Genomic DNA, 20,248 nt, shown 5'->3' with positions numbered 1-20,248 from the left:
TCGCTGGCTACAGGAAAAAATCATCCATTAGATAGTCTGATTCCTCCATTCATGACGAACGGGTACAAAGGCATCTTTGCAGTGTAAATAAAACATTTCAAATGAGCAAAACAGCAATCATAATTCTATCTGACCCCAAGGCTGGTTCGGAAGAAGCATTAGGCCGCGTATTTAACGCATTGGCATCGGCATACGAATTTAAACATGCGGGTGAAGATGTAAAAATTATTTTCCAGGGAGCAGGCATCAGGTGGCCCGAGCAACTGGAGAAACCGGAGCACCCGGTGAACGGACTTTATAAGGAAGTAAAAGATCACGTTCATGGTCTTTCTAAAGGCTGCGTTGCCGTATTCGGTACCGAAGTATCAGGTTACGACCTGCTGAACGATAACGAAGTTCCGGGAACGCCAGGCTTGCCAAGTTTTCTTAATCTGAGAAAAGAAGGCTATAGCATCCTGATCTTCTAAATTTTTCCTGATCAAGTTTCCCTGCCTGGCTGGGGAACTTGATCTTATTCCCGGCTTATAGAAATGATCTCAAAGAAATAAAATACGATTCAAAAAAAATCACCATTTCGTAACGCTGTTAAACAATTTAATAACACTAAAGTGGCAAGTAAAGACAGAATTCAACGCTTAAAAGATGAAACCCGGGCCAATATCCTGGATGCATCGTTGCGCATCGCGGTTGAAGAAGGATGGCAGTCTTTAAGCATGCGCAAGATCGCTGATGCGATCGAGTATACCGCCCCCGTTATCTATGAATATTTCGCAAATAAGGAAGCAATATTGCTTGAACTTACCAGGCGGGGTTACATGATCCTGTCAAAAGATATACAGACAGCCAAAAATCAGTACCAACTGCCAGCAAAGCAGCTGGAAGCGATGTGGCTGGCCTATTGGGATTTCGCATTCGCCAATCAGGAACTTTATCAATTGATGTTCGGCGTTCAGATCAACTGCTGCTGCGGTGTGGTAGAAGATTTGCCCGAATCCAAAAGCCCCCTTAACCAGTTCAGGGAAGTAATCATAAGCCTGATCAACTCGGCGGATCCGGCCCCTGATCTTATCTGCCTGAAATACTATACTTTCTGGTCGGTAGTTCACGGGCTTATCTCCATCAATATTTTAAAAAGAGGTTATTCCCCTGAAATGAATAACCAGGTACTAAAAGCCGCGATAAGCGATATTATTAATTCTATTGCCAAAGCGACTTAGCTTTTGGTCTTCCCTTTAACGGTGTTCATTTTTCTTTAGCCGTTAACCCCATAGTTTGCCACCAGGCAAAATTCATTCTCTCTATTATTCATCATTAAAATTAAATCAAATGAAAAATATCATTTTGGCACTTGCCGTTATGGCATTATATGGCTGTTCATCAACGCCGCAAACGTCGCAGGCTCCGCCGCCATCATTACCGGTGGCTACTATTGCAGCTGTTACTCAAACCACCTATCAGGAATATCCGGCATCCATTCAGGGCGCGGTAGATATTGATATCCGCCCGCAGGTTAGCGGATATTTGCAAGACGTTCTGGTTAATGAAGGCGCTTATGTTTCTGCCGGGCAAACCTTGTTTCAAATTAATGCACAGCCTTTTAAAGAGGCATTAAATAACGCCAAAGCAAGTCTGCATGCTGCCGAGGCCGCTATCCTTAACGCGCAGCTGGAAGTGGACAAGCTTACACCACTTGTGGAGAACAAAGTTGTTTCAGAAATTCAGTTGAAAACCGCTAAAACCACGCTTAAAATCGCCCAGTCGAACGCGGAACAGACCAGGGCCAATGTGGCTTCCGCCCAGATTAATTTAGGCTATACCAATGTTAAAGCAACAGTAAGCGGTTATATCGGTCGTATCCCAAAAAAACAGGGAAGTTTAGTATCACCTGCTGACCAAACCGCTTTAACGCAGCTATCAGATATTCACGAGATGCATGTTTACTTCGCCCTGGCCGAGAATGATTTTAACAGTTTCAACCTGCATTTTCCCGGTAAAACACCAGCCGACAGAATAAAGCATTTACCGCCGGTTGAATTGGTATTGTCTGATGGGGCTGCTTATCCGGTAAAAGGTAAAATTGATATGATCGATGGCCAGTTCGATAAAAACACAGGGGCGATCACTTTGAGAGCGAGCTTTTCAAATTCCGATGGAATTTTGCGTTCGGGCAATACAGGTAAGATCAGGCTGGGATTGCAGCATAACGATGCCATCCTGGTACCACAATCTGCCACGGTGGAGATGCAGGACAAAGTGTTTGTATTTGCTGTTGATAGAGATAACAAGGTAACTAAAACACCGATCTCGGTGATCGGTAAAAGCGGCGACAACTACTTGATCAAAGATGGCGTAAGGTCGGGCGACCAAATTGTGCTGAGCGGCTTTGATCGCCTACAGGACGGGCAGCAGATCCATCCTGAAAAAGCCGCGGACAAAACAGCTCAATTAATTAATCAAAACTAAGGAGTACCACCATGTTCAAAGTATTTATACAAAGACCGGTATTGGCGACAGTGATCTCCATTATACTGGTAATATTGGGTGTGATCAGTTTGATCAAGCTGCCCATACAGCAGTTCCCCGATATAGCACCACCATCGGTAGTGGTCAGCGCCCTGTACCCGGGAGCAAATGCCGAGACCGTATTGCGTTCAGTAGCGCCATCGCTGGAAGAATCTATCAACGGTGTTGAAGATATGACCTATATGAATTCAACCGCCAGTAATGACGGTACCTTATCTATAGCCGTTTATTTTAAGCTGGGCACCAACCCGGACCAGGCGGCTATCAATGTGCAAAATCGAGTGTCGCAGGCATTAAGTCATTTACCTGCCGAAGTTATTCAGCAAGGGATAACCACTTCTAAACAACATGTTACCTTCATGATGGGTATCGGTTTGTATACCGAAGATGAATCCAAATACGATCAAACCTTTGTGGGCAACTATGCCGAGATCAATATTCTCCCTGAATTAAAACGTATCAGGGGGGTAGGTTTGGCAAGTATATACGGAGGATCAAAAGATTACTCGATGCGTGTATGGCTAAACCCTTCACAAATGTCCGCCCATCAGATAACGCCTGCCGAGGTAATGCATGCCATACAAGATAAAAGTTTGGAAGCCGCGCCCGGTAAATTTGGTCAGCACAGTAAAGAGGTATTCGAATATGTGATTAAATACAAGGGTAAACTAACCAAACCCGAGGAGTACGGAAATATCGCCGTCAGATCAAATGCCGATGGATCAGTACTGCGCTTAAAAGACGTGGCACGGGTAGAGTTGGGGACTTTCTCTTACAATAGCTTAACCCGTTTAAGTGGCAAAAAAGGGGTGGTTTTGGGCATACTGCAGTTATCAGGCGCTAACTCCAATGAAACGCAGATAGCAGTTAGAAAAGCGATGGAGAAGGCTGCAAAAAGCTTTCCGGCCGGGATAAAACATCAGATCTTCTTCAGTACTAAAATAGCCTTGGATGAATCTATTGCACAAGTTAAGGATACACTTATCGAAGCCTTTATACTGGTATTCATCGTGGTATTCCTGTTCCTTCAGGATTTTCGGTCGACCCTGATCCCGGCTATCGCTGTACCCGTGGCGATATTAGGAACGTTCTTTTTCATGCATATCTTTGGGTTCTCTATCAACTTACTAACCCTGTTCGCCCTCATCCTGGCTATCGGTATCGTAGTGGATGACGCGATCGTAGTGGTCGAAGCGGTCCATGCCAAAATGGAGCATAAAGGCCTGGGGCCAAAAGCGGCTACGCATGAAGCCATGCACGAAATTTCCGGGGCTATCATTTCTATTACCCTGGTGATGGCAGCCGTGTTTGTGCCGGTGGGTTCAATGGAGGGCTCAACCGGACTGTTCTACCGCCAGTTTGCCTTTACCATGGCTATTGCTATCGTGATCTCAGCAGTAAATGCTTTAACGTTAAGCCCGGCATTGGCTGCTTTGTTCCTGAAAGATGTTCATCATGACGGAGAAATACCGGTTAAAAAAGGATTTAAAGAAAAGTTCTTCATTGGATTTAACAGCAGTTTTAACGCTTTAACAAACCGTTATGTTGGCGGACTGAAATTCCTGATCAATCATAAATGGCTCAGTATGGCCGGTTTGGCACTGATAACAGTAGCCACAGGGGTGATGATAAAATTTACGCCATCCGCATTTATCCCCACAGAAGACCAGGGATTTATCGCTATCGCCGTAAACACGCCATCGGGAACAACATTGGATGGTACCCAAAAAGTAATGAAAGAAGCTGAAGTATCTTTAAAGAAAATGGATGCAGTTCGCTTTGTAACCGCTATTTCGGGGTTCGATGTGCTAACCAACTCCATGAGCCCGTCTAAAGGGATCATTTATATTTTATTAAAACCGAACAAAGAGCGGGGTAAGGTGAAAAACCTCGATGCTATTATGGACGAGGCTCGAAATAAACTGAGCGTAATTACCGAAGGCAATGCATTCGTTTTCAGTTTCCCAACCGTTCCCGGTTTCAGCAATGTGGAGGCTTTAGATTTGGTGCTACAGGACAGAACAGGCGGTAAGCTGGATAAGTTCAGCGACATTTCACAACAGTTTATTGCGGCATTAATGAAACGCCCTGAAATTGGCGTAGCCTTTACCAGCTTTAAAGCAGACTATCCGCAATTGCAGATGGAAATTGATGATGACAAAGCGGGTCAGCTGGGCGTTAACGTAAAGGATATTCTGGAAACCATGCAGGCATACTTCGGCAGTTCGCAGGCATCAGATTTCAACCGTTTTGGTAAGTATTACAGGGTGATGGTGCAGGCAGATATTGTTGACCGGGCGGAGCCTTCATCGATAGACAGGGTTTTTGTTAAGAACAAAACGGGTGATATGGTGCCGATGAATACGTTGGTAAAGCTTAGCCGTGTGTATGGTTCAGAAACGGTTTCCAGGTATAACATGTTTAACTCGATCTCGGTTAACGCAATACCGAAAACCGGGTTCAGTTCCGGTGCTGCCATTAAAGCGGTTGAGGAAGTAGCTGAAAAAATGCTGCCGGAGGGTTATTCCTACGAATTCTCCGGTCAAACGCGTGAAGAGATCGCATCCGGGGGGCAATCCACCATCGTTTTTATTTTATGTTTGGTGTTTGTTTATTTTTTGCTGGCAGCGCAATATGAAAGTTACATCCTTCCATTGGCGGTGATCTTATCCCTGCCTGCCGGAATATTCGGTGTATTTGTGGCGATTGGTTTGACAGGTATCTCCAACAGCATCTACGTGCAGGTAGCGTTGATCATGCTGGTTGGTTTACTGGCTAAGAACGCGATATTGATCGTTGAATTTGCCGTACAGCGCAGACATGCAGGCTTGTCTTTATTCGATGCGGCAATAGAAGCTGCAAAACTGAGGCTCCGCCCAATCATCATGACCTCGCTTGCCTTCGTGGCCGGATTGTTCCCAATGAGTATAGCCACAGGCCCATCTGCGCAAGGCAACCATTCTATCAGCATCGGCGCTGCCGGAGGCATGGTATCCGGTGTGTTGTTAGGTCTGTTCATTATACCGGTACTGTTCATCATCTTCCAGCAGCTGCAAGAGAAAGTTAGTAGCACAAAGGCCGAGAAGCACCCGGACAATGCTAAAGAAGGGCATGATATGAAACAGTTAGCACCGGAATTATCATAATAACCATATAGCAAAAAATGAAAAAAATAATAAGTGGACTCACCTTATTGGTGATCCTCAGTGCCTGCAACGTTTCCAAAAACGTAGAAATACCCAAGCCGGTATTACCCGCAGCTTTCAGAAATGCAGTTGCCATTGCCGATACAAGCAGCATTGCCAACATACAGTGGAAAAACTTTTTTACCGATGTTACCCTGCAACAGTTTATCGATAGCGCGATCATCAACAACTATGATATGCAGATCGCGTTAAAAAATATAGAATCCTCACGGCTGTTGTTAAAACAGACCAAATTTAATAATATCCCGCAGGTTAATTTAGCTGTATCGGCAAATACCAGCAACCCGTCAAACAATAGTTTGAATGGTTTAACCATAGGTCAGTTTTTAGGAACTAACCATATTGAGGATTACAGCGCTAACCTTTCCTTATCATGGGAGGCCGATAAATGGGGCAAGATCCGTAATCAAAGTAAAGCCGCGCTGGCCCAATATCTGCAAACGGCCGAAGCCAGGAAGGTTATTCAAACCAATATTGTTTCCGCTGTTTCGCAGGGATATTATAACCTGTTGATGCTGGATGAACAACTGGATATTGCCCAACGCAACGTGAGGCTAAACGATAGTACCTTGCAAATCATCAAACTGCAGCTCCAAGCAGGACAGGTAACTTCCCTCGCTGTTCAGCAGGCAGAAGCTCAGCAATTGGCGGCGGCCCGGCTGGTGCCCGAATTTGAGCAGAACATCTCAATACAGGAAAATGCCCTGCGCATCCTCACTGGTGCGTTACCTGATAAAATCGAGCGGAATACACGTTTAGATCAGCTTCTTGTAGCAGAAAATATTCCGGTGGGCTTACCGTCCGAAGTGATCAGTCGCAGGCCGGATGTACGGAGTGCCGAGTTAGCGCTTAATGTTGCCAATGCGAATGTTGGTTTCAATAAAGCCAACATGTATCCGGTACTGAATATAACAGCCGCTGGTGGGGTAAACTCTTTAAAGGCCAGTAACTGGTTCAATATACCTGCGTCTTTGTTCGGCACAGTTGCCGGAAGCGTTTTACAACCAGTTTTTAACCGCAAAAAATTGAAGACCCAGTACGAGGTATCAAAAATTGATCGCGAAAAGGTAGTGCTGCAATTCCGCCAGTCGGTACTTAACGCCGTTGGCGAAGTGTCGGATGCATTGGTAAAAATTGAAAAGCTGAAATCGCAACAGACAATTGCTGCGGAACGTGTAAAAACCTTGCAGCGGGCCACAGGCAATGCCAATTTGTTATTTAAGAATGGTATGGCTAACTACCTGGAGGTGATTACCGCCCAAGGCAATGTGCTGCAAAGCGAACTGGAGTTGGCTTCCATAAAGCGGCAGCAGCTAAGTGCCGTGGCTGAGCTTTACCGCTCGCTCGGCGGAGGCTGGAAATGATTTTTATGATTAACTGATTTGAAAGAAGCCGTTCTCAACTTAGGTTGAGGCGGCTTTTTAGATTGACGATCTCATCAATATTTGTAATAAAAAAGTCAATTATAAATTCAAGAACGAATGTTCTTGAATTTATATCGATGTTTGTGCCATGGCAAGACTAAAAGAATTTATTCCTGAAGAGAAGCTGATCCTGGCAAGAAATGTTTTCTGGGAGAAGGGCTATTCTGCCACTTCTATGGATGACCTGGTAAAAGCTACGGGTTTGGCCAGGGCCAGTATTTATCATACTTATGGCGATAAAAGGAAGTTGTTTATGCTTTGCCTTGAGAACTATTTCAAATTTGTTGAGTCTGATAACTTGTCGGCTATAGCTAACCTTAGCTCTCCAAAAGCCAGTCTTGAAAAACTGATTGAACGCGTTTTATTCAGAACTATGCAATCGGGCCATGCGTGCATGGGCGTTAAGAGTGGTTTTGAACTTGGATCGAAAGACGAACAGATCGGCGCGATCCTTCAGGTAGCCGCGCAAGAGAACATCCATTTGTATGAACAACTGATAGCGCAGGCCAAAGCTGAAGGAGAACTCAAAAGTAAAATGGATGCGGCAGCTCTGGCCAATATTGTTCAATGTTATATAACAGGCATAGGTCAGCAGTTTGCTTTAGGCCGAAATGCCGGGGAATTAAAAATAGCCGCTAAAAACTTACTTCAATCATTCACCTAAATTTTTTTGACAAATTAAAGAATGATCGTTCTTTAATTTGTCCGGTAACCTGTCGCCATTCAATCCAGTCCATCGATAAATAAAAAAAATAAAAGCATGACTACTATTAAAGAAAGCGGCGTTGTCCGTATCAAAAGACAAGGTCCGCCATCGGTACTCGAATTTACGACAGAAATTGTTGGCCAACCGGCCCATAATCAAGTATTGATCCGTCAGGAATCAATTGGTTTAAACTATGTAGATACGATGTTTCGAAGTGGAGTATTTCCGCTTAGCACATTGCCTGCCACAATTGGCGTCGAGGCTGCCGGGGTTGTGGAAGCAGTTGGTTTACAAGTTCAGGACTTCAAAGTTGGCGACCATGTAGCTTACTACTTTTCATTAGGGGCTTACGCAGAAAGAAGACTGATCAACGCTCGTGAAATTGTAAAAGTGCCCTCAGATATATCTTTTGATCATGCGGCTTCGCTTATGGCAAAAGGACTTACAGCAAGGATGCTGATTAAGCAAGCTTACCCGGTTAAAGAAGGCGATACTGTACTGGTACATGCAGCTGCAGGAGGCGTGGGCTCTTTAATTAGCGCTTTAGCCAAATCAAAAGGCGCAACGGTTATCGGTACGGTTGGCAACGTTTTTAAAAAGGAAATCGCCTTAAAAGCCGGACTGGATCACGTAATAGCAACGGATACCGAGGATTTCCCCTCTGCAGTTCGATCCATCACGAATGGTAAGGGTGTTAATGTGGTTTATGATGGCGTCGGGGCATCTACTTTTGATCAATCAATTGATCTGATCTTGCCCGGTGGTTCAATTATCCTTTACGGTGCATCATCAGGAGCACCGCAGATCAACCAAACTACATTACAAAAACTCGGCATTAGTTTTCTGAGGCCGTCGCTTGGCAATTACCTGCCCGACAGACCATACCTCGAATTGGCCACTGCAGAGGTTTTCTCAGCACTAAGAGCAGGCGTTTTCGGAGACTTAAAACCGACTGTTTATTCGCTTGCGGATGCCGAAAAAGCACACTCGGATCTGGAGAGCAGAAAGACAACAGGCCCGGTCGTTTTTCATCCATAATATATTTTCATTCAATAAATAACTCAAATTAAAATTTAAGATCATGTCAAAATTTGATAACAAGGTTGCCCTGGTAACCGGTGGCAGCCGCGGTATAGGCGCCGGAATTGTTAAACGCCTTGCTAAAGATGGTGCAAACATAGCTTTCACCTACATTAGTTCAGCTGAAAAAGCAGATGCCCTGGTAAAGGAAGTGGAAGCTTACGGCGTATCGGCATTAGCGATACAAGCAGACAGTGGCGATGTAAATGCTATCAATGCTGCAGTCAAAACTGCTGCTGATAAATTCGGGAAAATAGATATTTTGGTGAACAGCGCCGGGGTTTTTGTAACCGGACAAGTAGATGATCCGGCAGCAGATCTTTCTTCCTTTGACAGGCAGATCGATGTTAATGTTAAAGGTGTAGTAGCTGCTGTAAGAGCAGCAATACCCTACATCCCCAATGGCGGCCGCATTATCACTATCGGATCAACAGGCGCACACCGTTCACCTTACCCGGGCATAAGCGATTATGTAGCCACTAAAGCTGCAGTGGCAGCGTATACACGCGGCTGGGCCAGGGATCTTGGTGCCAAAGCAATTACAGTAAACACGATACAACCCGGCCTTATCGATACAGACATGAACCCGGCCGATGGTGAATTCAGTGCTTATATGTTACAGGCAGTAGCGCTGGGCCATTATGGTAAACCCGAGGACATCGCCGGTACAGTTTCTTTCCTGGCCAGTGAGGATGGCCGTTACATTACAGGTTCGGTGATTAATGTAGATGGCGGACAGAGTGCCTGATATGTCAACTAAAGAAAATATCATACTGGTCACCGGTGCAACCGGTACGCAAGGTCATGCCGTTGCGCAGGCATTATTGAAAAGCAGAAACGCAGTACGTATCATCGTGCGTAAACCATCACGATGGTCGGAAACTGTTCTTCAACTGGAGCAAGCAGGTGCACATACCGTTATCGCTGATATGGATGATGAGGCTTCACTGAATGCTGCGATGCGTGATGTTTATGGGCTGTTCTCAGTTCAGGCTATGGACGATGATACAGGATCGGAACGCAGGCATGCGGACAACCTGGCCCGTGCTGCAAAGAAAGCGGGTGTTCAGCAGGTAGTACATGTATCAGCCAGCCGCACCGGCGACTATGAAAGCTTCCCCGGATGGGGCGATGGCAAATGGAACGAGCAATACTGGACAGATAAGCGGTATGCGGAGAATGTCATCATTAATGCAGGGTTCAACTATTGGACAATTTTGCGGCCGACATTTTTTATGGATAATTTTTTGCCGCCCAAAGCCCCATTTATGTATGCCGGGCTGGAAACAGGAAGTATTTCCGTGGTTTTTAAACCGGATAAAAAACTACAATTTATTGATACCGCCGATACAGGCGCATTTGCTGCTGCGGCTTTTAATGATCCGGAACATTTTAACCGAAAGTTCATCGATCTTGCCGGTGATGAACTAACCATTGGCGAGATAGTCGGCGAGATTGGCAAAGTGACCGGTAAGGTGATCAACGTGAGGTATATAACCGAACAGGAAGCCATAAACGGCGGAATGTTCCCGGCACTGGCTAATTACCAGGAATGGACTAATGCCGCGGGTTACGTGGTTGATATCGATAAGCTTAGCTCCTATTGTATCCCGCTAACATCGTTCCGGGCATTTTTTGAAAAGAACAAGCATCTGCTCAATATAAAATAAAGAGCACATTAGCTAAAAAATTATCCATCAGATAGTCCAAATCATCCATTTTGTAAGAGCGGGTACCAAGACATCTTTGTAGTAACAAAATGTAAAAAAATGGCTGTTTTTGATCTTTTCAAACCCCTTACCCTGCTGCATGGCCCGGCAATGCGAAACCGCTTTATGATGGCTCCGTTAACCAGTCAGCAAAGTGAATTTGACGGTTCGGTATCCGAATATGACCAATTTTGGATGGAGCAGCTTGCGCAAAGCGGTTATGCCCTCATTCAAACCAGTGCGGCTACCGTGGAAGCCGGGGGCATTGCCTTTGAGCGCCAGTTGGGTATTCACAGTGACGACCACTTGCCGGGTTTGACCACTATGGCAACAGCCATCCGGCAAGGCGGCGCGTTATCAGCAGTGCAATTACATCATGCGGGGCATCGTGCCGTTCCGCAAGTTGGCGGAATCCCCGCTCCGGCTTCAGATAAAACAGTAAAAGGTGTAAAAGCGATCACGACCGAAGAGGTACAGCGAATCCGCGATAGTTTTATAGCCGCCGCAAAGAGAGCTCAGCTGGCCGGGTTTGATGGCGTATCGGTACATGGTGCATTCGGATGGATACTCTCGGAATTCCTGTCGCCGAACCTGAACGACCGCACAGATAAATATGGCGGTAGCGTAGAGAACCGCGCCCGCTTTACAATAGAAGTTATCGAAGGTATTCGCCGGGTCTGCGGTCCTGATTTTCAGATCGGCTGGCGATTGTCTATTGAGCGCTATGGGTTGCGACTGGAAGAATTGCGTGAGATCACCGCCGAAATATTCAACCGTGAACTGATCGACTATCTGGACCTGGCCTTATGGGATTCGGCCCAGGTGGTAAGAGAAGGAGCTTTTCAGGGAAAGACACTGCTCAGCATTTTTACGGAACTGCCTCGCAAGGGTGTTCGTTTAGGTGCGGCAGGAAAGATATATAGCGCCCAAAGGGCAGGTGAACTATTGGATGAAGGGTGTGATTTCGTGCTGATCGCGCGTGCTGGTATCCTTCAGCGAGACTTTCCGCTACAGGTTAAAGCAAATCCGCTTTATGAAAGCCCGAAGATGCCTGTAACAGCGGACTACTTGCGCCAGGGCGGCTTGAGCGAACGTTTTATAGAAACCATGCGTGGATGGCAAACATTTGTTCGCCCTGGCTCCTGATTAATAAAACATCGGCTTACAGGCTATGCCGATATAAGAATGCCGCAATAAATGTTTTTTTTGATGATTGACCTCAGAAAAGCCGTTCCCAATTCAGGTTGGGGCGGCTTATTATTTTGCCGGTCTGTTTGTAAAAATCATCCATCAGATAGTAAAAATTGTCCATTCCCTGTTACGGAAGACACCTGCATCTTTGCAGTACGTAGCAGGCCGAACCGGACGATTATATATTTTTGAGTAATTTTAGGTAATGGGAATTATGAAAGCAGGATATGAAAACTACATGCGCCAATGTTTAAACCTTGCTAAGTTAGCTTTAGCGGCAGGAAATCCACCAGTGGGCGCGATCATCGTACTGGACGGAGAAGTGATCGGCACCGGTATAGAATCAGGCAGAACTTCAGGAGATGTTATCAACCATGCAGAAATATTAGCGGTGAGAGATGCGATAAAAAACGGATATGAAGATCAACTGCATTTATCAGTTATGATTACCACACATGAGCCGTGTATCATGTGTTCTTATGTGATCCGCCATCACCATATCCCGGAAATCGTTTATGGAACTGCAGTGCCTTTTGTTGGCGGGGCCACATCTAAATTTAATATCTTGTCTACACAGGATGTGCCCAAATGGGCTGCAAACCCAAAAATCATCGGAGGAATCTGCTCAGCCGAATGCAATGCGCTCAGCGAACAGTTCAGGCAATCGTTAATTAAGTCGTAACTATCATGTTATCTCAATCTGTTTATACACTCGTTAATCAGCAGAACAGCAACTTGTCGTTCAAACTATTTGAATTCGACAATAACAGCTATTTTGATCATATTCAGCGAAATAATTATTTCACGCTCATTCTCATTACATCAGGTGAAGGATTGGCGAGGGTTGATATGTGCGACTATTCTTTTCAAGAGAATACGCTGTTCGCTTTTTACCCTTACCAGCCATTTATGTTTTTGCCTAAAGGCCCTTTTATGGGTATTGCTATCCAGTTTCACCATGATTTTTTCTGTATCTACAGGCACCATAAAGAAATTGCTAATAACGGTCTTCTATTTAATAATGTTTATGAGCAACCTTTTGTATGTATAAATAAAAGCTGTAAAAACACCATCCTGAACCTCATTCAACAGATAGCGAATGAGTTAAAGGAAGAAGAATTCAGAAAAGATGAAGTTCTTGTTTCTTACGTGAAAATATTGCTGGTAATGGCTACCCGGATAAAACTCGAACAGCAAACACTTCAGGATGCTGATAACGCCAACAGTAAACAACGTTTTTTGATTCAAAACCTGAAGAACGCAATCGAAGACAATTTTCGGTTAAAACATTCTGCCAGTGATTATGCCGACATTTTGAATCTGACGCCGGTTTCGCTTGCGCGAATCACGAAGAGCCATTTTAATAAAACCCCGTCTGACCTGATTACCGAACGGATCATTATTGAAGCAAAAAGAGAGTTATACCTTACCGATAAAACGATCAAAGAAATAGCCTGGGAGCTCGGCTACGAAGACGAGTATTATTTCAGCAGAGTTTTTAAGGGCAAAACAGATATATCGCCGCAATTCTACAGGGATACAATAGGGTTTAACCGCGGAGCATCTTGATCCGGCGGAATATCTTTAAATAAACCCAAATGCTTACTTTTGCCGCTTGACTCTACCCTGGTAAAAAGGCCACTCTTTCGAGTGGCCTTTTTTTGTTATACTTCCAAATCTGGTGTAGAGAAAATACCGGCTCCACAATCTAAAATCTTTTCAGGCAATCACGCTCATCACCTTTCGCTCAATAAATCTAAAGGATACGATATTGATAAACATCAATGAGTTCCGGTTTTAGTGTAGATAGTTTTGTCTCATTCCATGGAGGCTTTAACAAATTAAAACAATCACACATGAAAATCAATAATCACAAATCAACACCGGCATCGCCCAAAAGTAAATCATCGGCATTACTTATTTTTTCCATAACACTTGCCGTAATGCTATTGACAATTTCACCCCGCCTAAGCTTTGGCCAGGGTTATGTAGAAGGTGTAAACATCAGCTACGAACACATGCCTATGAAGATTGAAACGCCTGCCGGCGATCAGAAATTTACCGGCAACAACCTGAAGATAGCCACATCCATTCCACTGTTTTTAACACCCAACAAGTCAAAATATCTGATCGTTGGAGGCAATCTGGAAGCTTTCAATTTTTCAGGCACTCATCCGGATTTTGAAGTAAAAAGGGTGTACAGCATCTCTCCTACATTGGGTTACAGCACTATGGTAAGCAAAACATTTAACCTTACCGCCCTGCTAACGCCAACCATGAACAGCGATTACAAAAATGTAAAAGGTTCGGATATTAAATTTGGCGCCATTGTACGTGGGAGCTGGAAGGCAAGTGACAATATTACCTGGAAAGCCATTTTGGGCTACCGCAGGCAGTTTTACGGTCCGCAATATGTGGTACTGGTGGGTATGGACTGGAAGGTGAACGAGAAGTGGCAGATCTTCGGCGATGTGCCGCATAGCCTTACCGCCAGTTATGCTGTGAGCCCTAAAGTAAATACGGGCTTCAACCTGTTTGTTCAAAATTCAACTTACCGGTTAAACAATCAGGATCGTTATTTTGAATATAATACTGTTAATCCAGGTCTTTTTATTGAACGCTACATTTCTTCAAAATGGGCAATACGCGCTACGGCGGCTTATACCCTTATCCGCAACATGGAGATCTACAATAAGGATGACAAGGCCAAGGCTTTTGTCGACTTCGCCGAACTGGGTGACCGTAAAGACCCGATCAATCCCGAGGTATCACCCGGACTTGCTTTTAAAATTGGTTTAAGCTATCGCATTGTTCCGGGCAAAAAGTAATTATTAACCATTCAAATCCATCATGATCATTACCAGAATACTGATCGGTTTAGCGGCCGGGGGCCTGCTTACCATCGTCAATACTTATACCGCGTATTCAGGCTTGTTACCGGCATTGCATATTTTAAAAACTCACCGCCAACCCGTTAATATGGTTGCCGACACCGTTACGCAAACCGGTGATACTAAAAAAACAGTACACCTCATTAAATCTCCTGAGGAAGCCCTTACCTTAAGCCGCTTTCAAAAAGACGGGCAGGTGCATACACTCGCTGTTTTGGCGGATGACGGGCAAACGGTAACAGGGGTGGATATTAGCGTTGAATTGAATCGTTATGATTTAAACGCGTTCCAGGTGATTAAAAGCTCGTCGTTCGACGAGGTGGTTAAGGTGATCAGGGCCGGTAAAAAAAAAGTCGCGGTAAAATATACCGACCTGTTGCCCGCCGTAGCAGGCAAAGAACATCTTGCCATAGGCATTAACTACGCCGAGCATGGTAAGGAAACCGGGCAGGTAAGGCCGTTTATGTTCCCTAAATTAGTCGATACAGATCCTGCGGTACACAATCTGCATTATACACAAGGCTGGCTGTTAGACCACGAAGTAGAGCTGGGTATTGTATTTCCTTCACCTGTTTGTTCAGTTACCGATTTGAACCATACCATGATAGGCTTTTTGGTGGTGAACGATTTTACCGACCGGGCTACACTTATGCGCAAAATGGACAGCCAAAATGTTGTTGGCGGCCGCGGGTTTCCGGATGCCAAAAGCAAAAAAGGGTTTCTGCCTACCGGTCCCTATATGGTTATCCCCCGAAACTGGCGTACTTTCGTGAGGGAGTTGAATCTGCAACTTACTGTAAATGGCAAGGTGCGGCAGCAAGGGAACGCGAAAGATATGGTGTGGAATATCGATAAGATCATAGAGAGATCGTTATCGGTAAAAGGCGAAAAGAAAAGTTACTATCAGGATAAAATGGTTCCTTTATTTGAAGGGGATTGCATCCCGCCGAACAGCATCATTATCACCGGAACACCATCCGGCGTAGTGTTCAATGCCCCAACAAAGGGCTTCATTTTTGGCACCGTGACCAAATATATTTTTACCGGTGGCTTTTTCAGTGAAAAAATGCACCCCTATATTTTAAAACAATACCTGAAAAAGGAAATGGCCAATCCCCGATACCTGAAACCCGGTGACTATATTGAAAGCACCATCAACTATTTGGGAACTATCAGAACCAGCGTTAAATAACAACTAACAGGGGTATATTTACCGGCGGGATGAATGGCGAAAAACGACATTCGTCCCGCTTTAATGATTTTTGGTGACCGGCATATTTCATTATATTTAGATAACCGTTCTATTGAACCATTTAACAGAACCCATTACATGACAGACCTTCAGGCCCTGGTAAAGGTTGAAGCATTCATCAGGAAAATTGTACAGCCCAACGCCGAAGAATGGGACGCTTTTGCACAGATAGCGCACGTTAAGGCATTGAAGAAGAAAGACCTGCTGCTTGAGGCAGGGCAAACTTGTAACTTCATTGTATTTGTGAACGCCGGTGTACTGCGCGAATATTCTTATCAAAACAACAAAGATACCACCGTTGATTTTGTGGCCGATGGGCAGTTCACCAGCGATTACCAAAGCTTTATTATGCAAACGCCATCAAAGCAATACCTTGAAGCGCTGACTGATATTGAGATGCTCATTTTTAAAAAAGAGGATATCAACACGCTGTACGATAAATACAAAGTTTGGGAACGTTTCGGCAGGCTCATTATTGAACAGATCTTTTGCATTGCCGAGGCCAAACGCAAAAAGATCATTTCAGACTCGCACGAAGAACAATACCGGGCCTTTGCCGCCGCCTACCCGCAAATTGTTCAGCAGGTTCCGCAATATTACATCGCCTCTTACCTTGGTTTAACTCCCGAGCACCTGAGCAGGTTAAGAAAGAAGGTATGATATAGATGTATTTATACTAAAGGTACAGTTTGCTGTCTTGGCAAAATTTCCTTAACGAATTGATTGGTTACTTTACCACACATGAGACGCTTATGGTAACGGAGAAGGCAGGATTCATAACCCGAAAGTCGGCAGTTCGATCCTGCTCCCCGTTACATGGTAAAAGGCCACTCGAAAGAGTGGCTTTTTTTTGTTTCTGTACGGTGTGTTGATAACACCGACCACAGGCTAAATTGACCAACATGAGATGCGATAGTGGGCAAAGCGGATTCTTAATCGATTTGCCCATATTTTTCCCTCAAAGAAACCGTCTTAACGATATCAAAAGCGTGTATGCATCATTCAAACAAGTAGTTCGATATTGGGTGCTATCGAAAATGAGGTTCTCGGGGAACATCGAACCGGTTATGTGCGTTTTATTCTGGAGGTCATAAATTAATAAAAAATTAGGTGGCCTATGTTAATTGATATCTTTCTGTTATACTGTATATTACATTATTGCTTAGCGCTATCAATCCAAACGGGCCCCAGTAAACCTGATGCTAATATCGGCGTATTTGTGTTAAGCATATCAAAACGGAATGATTCGTGAGTTTTAGTTAGCCGTTTAGCCACAGGAAGGCTTAAATCGAATACAACACGATTGGCCCAAAGGTTGGTAACTTCAACTTCTAAAATATTCCCTTTTTCTTTTACGGCATCAGTGATATCTACCTGCCATGGCGCACACCATACTACGCCTAAATTCTTTCCGTTAAGTTTTACTTCGGCAACGTTTTTTACATCTCCTAAATCTATTATGATCCTCTTCTTGCTTTTTGGGCCGTTTATTTTTAAGCTATTCAAATCAAAAGTTTTCCGATAGGTGGCAGTACCTGAATAATATTTGATGCCATCTTGGGTATTGTCAGTCCAGCTTTTTAATTCAGATAATTCGGTATGCGCCGGTCCGCCCCATTTTGGATCAAAAGATACGCTCCATGTACCGGCCAGTTTTTGCTCATGGTTAATAACAGGAAAGTTCTTCTTATTAACAGCATTGATATTGGCGGTTGCAGTTTTTCTAAACACTATAAATAGCGAACCAAAGCTATCAAACTCAAGGGGCAATGTGGTTGCACCATTTGCCTGCATGTAATCATTTGCTTTGAATGTTTTACCGGTTAAGGCATCCCATATCTCGGGGATCTTCCCGTTCACCCGGAATGTAAATGCACGCGATTGCTTTTGATTGGTTCGGTTAATAACAAAGTATATCTCCGCATCCTTTGCCGAGCGGTGGATATAATCAAACTCATCAGATTTATCTGCCTGACCTGCAAATTCAAAATCAGGGATCACACCATCTTGCGATAGCACCTCTCTTTCGGTTTTCCCCCAAATTATACGTCCTTTACCAACTTTTCGTTCTGTTTTCGTACGTCCATCCAGATCTCCCCAAATCTCAGTTGCAATTTTCTTTATTTTAATATCGGTTTCATTATAATCTTTAAGTTCTCCTGCATTTTCGGGCGGTGGGCCAACTATTGTTGCACCATTGTAAACCAATTCCCTTATCTTTTCAATCACCGGTAACGACATGGCTTTTGAAGCTTCAAGCGGCACTCCGAGACTTTGATACGAACTTACTTGCTTTGCAATATCAGGATCCGGTGATACACAGTTTTGAAGCACTAACAACTTATAACTCATTCCATCAGGTAAAGTGATCAATCCGTTTTTAACTGTCATCCTATTCAGCAATACGTCGGGATTACTGTAATCACAATCGAAGCCCGGGCCAAGTGTTGGAATATTGTATTTAGGTGGTGCCAGCAGCGGGGGCCTTTCTCCTAAATAAAAACAAACATCGGCAACAAATGTACCTTGTTGCAGCATAAACTGGCACCTGTTGAGGTAGGTGAAAAACGGCTTAGATTGCTCCCACCAGGTAACATTTGGTGTAAAGTGGGTGCCTGCACAATATTCATAACCGGGTTTACCGTCAGAAGGCGGCTGCGATGTGGCCGAGTGAAGCATTAAACGATTAATACCTTCGCAAAATGCATCGTTGGCATAAGGCTTAAGATCAGATGGGCCTAACGTCCAATGGGTCGCATTTTTTTCCTGCTCGGTGAAAGCCTCGGCCTCGGCCTGCCTTTTCCCGTAAACATGTGCCGCAGTAGCGGTCTGTTTCAGGTTTAGGCGCGACATCCTGTTTTGGTTATATCCTCCCGAAGCATTGCGATGCCCGTTCACCCAAAATTCACCTGCAACTATATCTTGTGTGCTAAAATTCTTTAAAACGTCCATCGGAGGTATATCATTCGGTCCGCCTGCTTCACTGCCTGCTTTAATACCATTTTTATGGCATAGTTCGGCAAAGTGTCCGTAGCAGTTCTCTGCAATACAATCTTGAATGGTCCGGTTGAAATCATCTTTAAAACGTTCTGAAATTTCCGGGCTTTTAACCGTGTAGCCTGCTAAAACAGGCATGAAAGGTTTTAAATCGTATCCCCTGAATCGCTTAAACTGTTCTGCGAAATCCTGTGTCCAGGTTAATTTTCCGCATTCCCAGCTGTCGCTCCACAAATAATCGATATGTCCGCCCGCCTTTTTTGCCTCAGCAATAACCGTTTTTCCCAAATAATCAAAATAGTTATCTAATGCCCTTTTACTCAGATAATCAATTTCGTAGCCTTCTCCGCCTTTAAACGTGTCACCTTCAGGATACGCCTTCCATTTACTCCACGGGTGCCCGGTAAGTGTGTACCCGCTTCTAAGTATCACCCATTTGCCTGTGGGTACATTCCATACCATTGATCCATCAGCGGCCAATTTATCTGCAATGTCTGTAACTGATCCCTGATCAACTAATTTCCCGTCGTCCGAAACACGGAACGCCTGAACCATGATATCGTGATAATAGCCTTCAACCTGCTCTGGCAAGGGAAGTTTGCCCACAAATTTCGATCCGCCGTTAACTTTCACCTCTGCCCAAACTACCTTTTTCATGGCATCGTCTTTTGTTACAGATGGCCCCATAAATGTCCATCCTCCGGCCAGGTTAAAACCAAACTCTATATGTAACCGGTTGGCTTCTTTAACCGCATGCCTAAACAGGGTCCTCCATTCTTTGCCTAAAAAGTCTACGCCTAAAAGTGGTTCTTTACCACCGTATCCACCATTGCAAATCAGGTTTACACCGCTGATGCCCTTTGCTTTAAATTCGGTCAAATCCCTTGTTATTCCCTCTTTAGTAACCCTGTTGTATATCCAAAACCAATAAACTCTTGATTTAGCCGAATCAGGAGGAGCCGTAAAATATTTTAAGAGCTTGTCGGAAACCGTAGGCTGTTTAACATGATTAGTCTGTCCGAAAGTCGTCTTTGTGCCAAGTAGCGCAAGCGCCATAAATAGCACTTTGAATAAGGTAGATTGCTTTACACTCATCAATTAAAGGTAATTTAAGTTAAAGGTATTAATCGGTTTATATGCTAATTGCCAATATTGCATTTAAAATGCATATTAACCGTCCTGCACTGTCTGTTTAAACAATCTGAGTGTATTCTGTAGAACTTCAGACATTCAATCTTTACTTCCAAAAAAAATAAAGCCGAACCTCCG

General features: G+C 44.3%; 16 protein-coding genes. 15 read left to right on the top strand and 1 reads right to left on the bottom strand.

Going from position 1 to position 20,248, the window contains the following annotated elements:
* The first annotated feature begins 101 nt into the window (after nt 1-101).
* The 15 genes from ABD894_RS25535 to ABD894_RS25465 all read left to right on the top strand — a co-directional run bounded on the left by ABD894_RS25535 (nt 102) and on the right by ABD894_RS25465 (nt 16,642).
* A complete protein-coding gene (locus ABD894_RS25535) occupies nt 102-467 on the top strand; it encodes a DsrE family protein (RefSeq protein ID WP_345213933.1) in 366 nt (121 codons plus the stop codon).
* A 141-nt stretch (nt 468-608) separates the two neighbouring features.
* Entirely contained in the window at nt 609-1,217 is a 609-nt protein-coding gene (locus ABD894_RS25530; protein ID WP_345213932.1) for a TetR/AcrR family transcriptional regulator, read from the top strand.
* Nucleotides 1,218-1,326: 109 nt separating this feature from the next.
* On the top strand, nt 1,327-2,463 hold the full coding sequence (locus tag ABD894_RS25525) for an efflux RND transporter periplasmic adaptor subunit (RefSeq protein WP_345213931.1): 1,137 nt from the start codon (nt 1,327-1,329) through the stop codon (nt 2,461-2,463).
* Between the two features lie 11 nt (nt 2,464-2,474).
* A complete protein-coding gene (locus ABD894_RS25520; protein WP_345213930.1) occupies nt 2,475-5,669 on the top strand; it encodes an efflux RND transporter permease subunit in 3,195 nt (1,064 codons plus the stop codon).
* A gap of 17 nt (nt 5,670-5,686) precedes the next feature.
* Entirely contained in the window at nt 5,687-7,093 is a 1,407-nt protein-coding gene (locus ABD894_RS25515) for an efflux transporter outer membrane subunit (protein WP_345213929.1), read from the top strand.
* A gap of 148 nt (nt 7,094-7,241) precedes the next feature.
* On the top strand, nt 7,242-7,817 hold the full coding sequence (locus tag ABD894_RS25510; protein WP_345213928.1) for a TetR/AcrR family transcriptional regulator: 576 nt from the start codon (nt 7,242-7,244) through the stop codon (nt 7,815-7,817).
* 96 nt (nt 7,818-7,913) lie between these two features.
* Nucleotides 7,914-8,897 (top strand): quinone oxidoreductase family protein, encoded by a 984-nt coding sequence (locus ABD894_RS25505; protein WP_345213927.1) that lies wholly within the window; start codon nt 7,914-7,916, stop codon nt 8,895-8,897.
* 43 nt (nt 8,898-8,940) lie between these two features.
* Nucleotides 8,941-9,687, top strand: coding sequence for an SDR family NAD(P)-dependent oxidoreductase (locus ABD894_RS25500; protein WP_345213926.1), 747 nt, complete (start codon nt 8,941-8,943; stop codon nt 9,685-9,687).
* A gap of 1 nt (nt 9,688) precedes the next feature.
* The gene (locus ABD894_RS25495; RefSeq protein WP_345213925.1) at nt 9,689-10,609 is read left to right on the top strand and encodes an SDR family NAD(P)-dependent oxidoreductase; all 921 of its coding nucleotides are present in this window, start codon (nt 9,689-9,691) and stop codon (nt 10,607-10,609) included.
* A gap of 99 nt (nt 10,610-10,708) precedes the next feature.
* Nucleotides 10,709-11,794: an NADH:flavin oxidoreductase gene (locus tag ABD894_RS25490; protein WP_345213924.1), complete on the top strand. Its 1,086-nt coding sequence runs from the start codon at nt 10,709-10,711 to the stop codon at nt 11,792-11,794.
* Nucleotides 11,795-12,053: 259 nt separating this feature from the next.
* Nucleotides 12,054-12,521 (top strand): nucleoside deaminase, encoded by a 468-nt coding sequence (locus ABD894_RS25485; protein WP_345213923.1) that lies wholly within the window; start codon nt 12,054-12,056, stop codon nt 12,519-12,521.
* A gap of 5 nt (nt 12,522-12,526) precedes the next feature.
* Nucleotides 12,527-13,408: a helix-turn-helix domain-containing protein gene (locus ABD894_RS25480; protein WP_345213922.1), complete on the top strand. Its 882-nt coding sequence runs from the start codon at nt 12,527-12,529 to the stop codon at nt 13,406-13,408.
* Between the two features lie 287 nt (nt 13,409-13,695).
* Entirely contained in the window at nt 13,696-14,667 is a 972-nt protein-coding gene (locus ABD894_RS25475; protein ID WP_345213921.1) for a DUF6268 family outer membrane beta-barrel protein, read from the top strand.
* A gap of 22 nt (nt 14,668-14,689) precedes the next feature.
* Nucleotides 14,690-15,922, top strand: coding sequence for a fumarylacetoacetate hydrolase family protein (locus ABD894_RS25470; protein ID WP_345213920.1), 1,233 nt, complete (start codon nt 14,690-14,692; stop codon nt 15,920-15,922).
* Between the two features lie 138 nt (nt 15,923-16,060).
* Nucleotides 16,061-16,642: a Crp/Fnr family transcriptional regulator gene (locus tag ABD894_RS25465; RefSeq protein ID WP_345213919.1), complete on the top strand. Its 582-nt coding sequence runs from the start codon at nt 16,061-16,063 to the stop codon at nt 16,640-16,642.
* 495 nt (nt 16,643-17,137) lie between these two features.
* Here ABD894_RS25465 and ABD894_RS25460 read toward each other — a convergent pair whose 3' ends face one another.
* Complete coding sequence (locus ABD894_RS25460; protein WP_345213918.1) at nt 17,138-20,074, bottom strand: glycosyl hydrolase; 2,937 nt, start codon at nt 20,072-20,074, stop codon at nt 17,138-17,140.
* Nucleotides 20,075-20,248: the final 174 nt, after the last annotated feature.

It is taken from the genome of Mucilaginibacter gynuensis (genome assembly GCF_039541195.1).
GTDB classification, from domain to species: Bacteria; Bacteroidota; Bacteroidia; order Sphingobacteriales; family Sphingobacteriaceae; genus Mucilaginibacter; species Mucilaginibacter gynuensis.
Note: the sequence above shows the minus strand (reverse complement) of the source record. Positions and strands in the feature narration are given on the sequence as shown.

Excerpts from the sequence above, each read along its gene's own strand:
- ABD894_RS25535 (WP_345213933.1), top strand. The coding sequence starts at position 102 with ATGAGCAAAACAGCAATCATAATTCTATCTGACCCCAAGGCTGGTTCG.
- ABD894_RS25525 (WP_345213931.1), top strand. The coding sequence starts at position 1,327 with ATGAAAAATATCATTTTGGCACTTGCCGTTATGGCATTATATGGCTGT.
- ABD894_RS25520 (WP_345213930.1), top strand. The coding sequence starts at position 2,475 with ATGTTCAAAGTATTTATACAAAGACCGGTATTGGCGACAGTGATCTCC.
- ABD894_RS25515 (WP_345213929.1), top strand. The coding sequence starts at position 5,687 with ATGAAAAAAATAATAAGTGGACTCACCTTATTGGTGATCCTCAGTGCC.
- ABD894_RS25510 (WP_345213928.1), top strand. The coding sequence starts at position 7,242 with ATGGCAAGACTAAAAGAATTTATTCCTGAAGAGAAGCTGATCCTGGCA.
- ABD894_RS25505 (WP_345213927.1), top strand. The coding sequence starts at position 7,914 with ATGACTACTATTAAAGAAAGCGGCGTTGTCCGTATCAAAAGACAAGGT.
- ABD894_RS25500 (WP_345213926.1), top strand. The coding sequence starts at position 8,941 with ATGTCAAAATTTGATAACAAGGTTGCCCTGGTAACCGGTGGCAGCCGC.
- ABD894_RS25495 (WP_345213925.1), top strand. The coding sequence starts at position 9,689 with ATGTCAACTAAAGAAAATATCATACTGGTCACCGGTGCAACCGGTACG.
- ABD894_RS25490 (WP_345213924.1), top strand. The coding sequence starts at position 10,709 with ATGGCTGTTTTTGATCTTTTCAAACCCCTTACCCTGCTGCATGGCCCG.
- ABD894_RS25485 (WP_345213923.1), top strand. The coding sequence starts at position 12,054 with ATGAAAGCAGGATATGAAAACTACATGCGCCAATGTTTAAACCTTGCT.
- ABD894_RS25480 (WP_345213922.1), top strand. The coding sequence starts at position 12,527 with ATGTTATCTCAATCTGTTTATACACTCGTTAATCAGCAGAACAGCAAC.
- ABD894_RS25475 (WP_345213921.1), top strand. The coding sequence starts at position 13,696 with ATGAAAATCAATAATCACAAATCAACACCGGCATCGCCCAAAAGTAAA.
- ABD894_RS25470 (WP_345213920.1), top strand. The coding sequence starts at position 14,690 with ATGATCATTACCAGAATACTGATCGGTTTAGCGGCCGGGGGCCTGCTT.
- ABD894_RS25465 (WP_345213919.1), top strand. The coding sequence starts at position 16,061 with ATGACAGACCTTCAGGCCCTGGTAAAGGTTGAAGCATTCATCAGGAAA.
- ABD894_RS25460 (WP_345213918.1), bottom strand. The coding sequence starts at position 20,074 with ATGAGTGTAAAGCAATCTACCTTATTCAAAGTGCTATTTATGGCGCTT.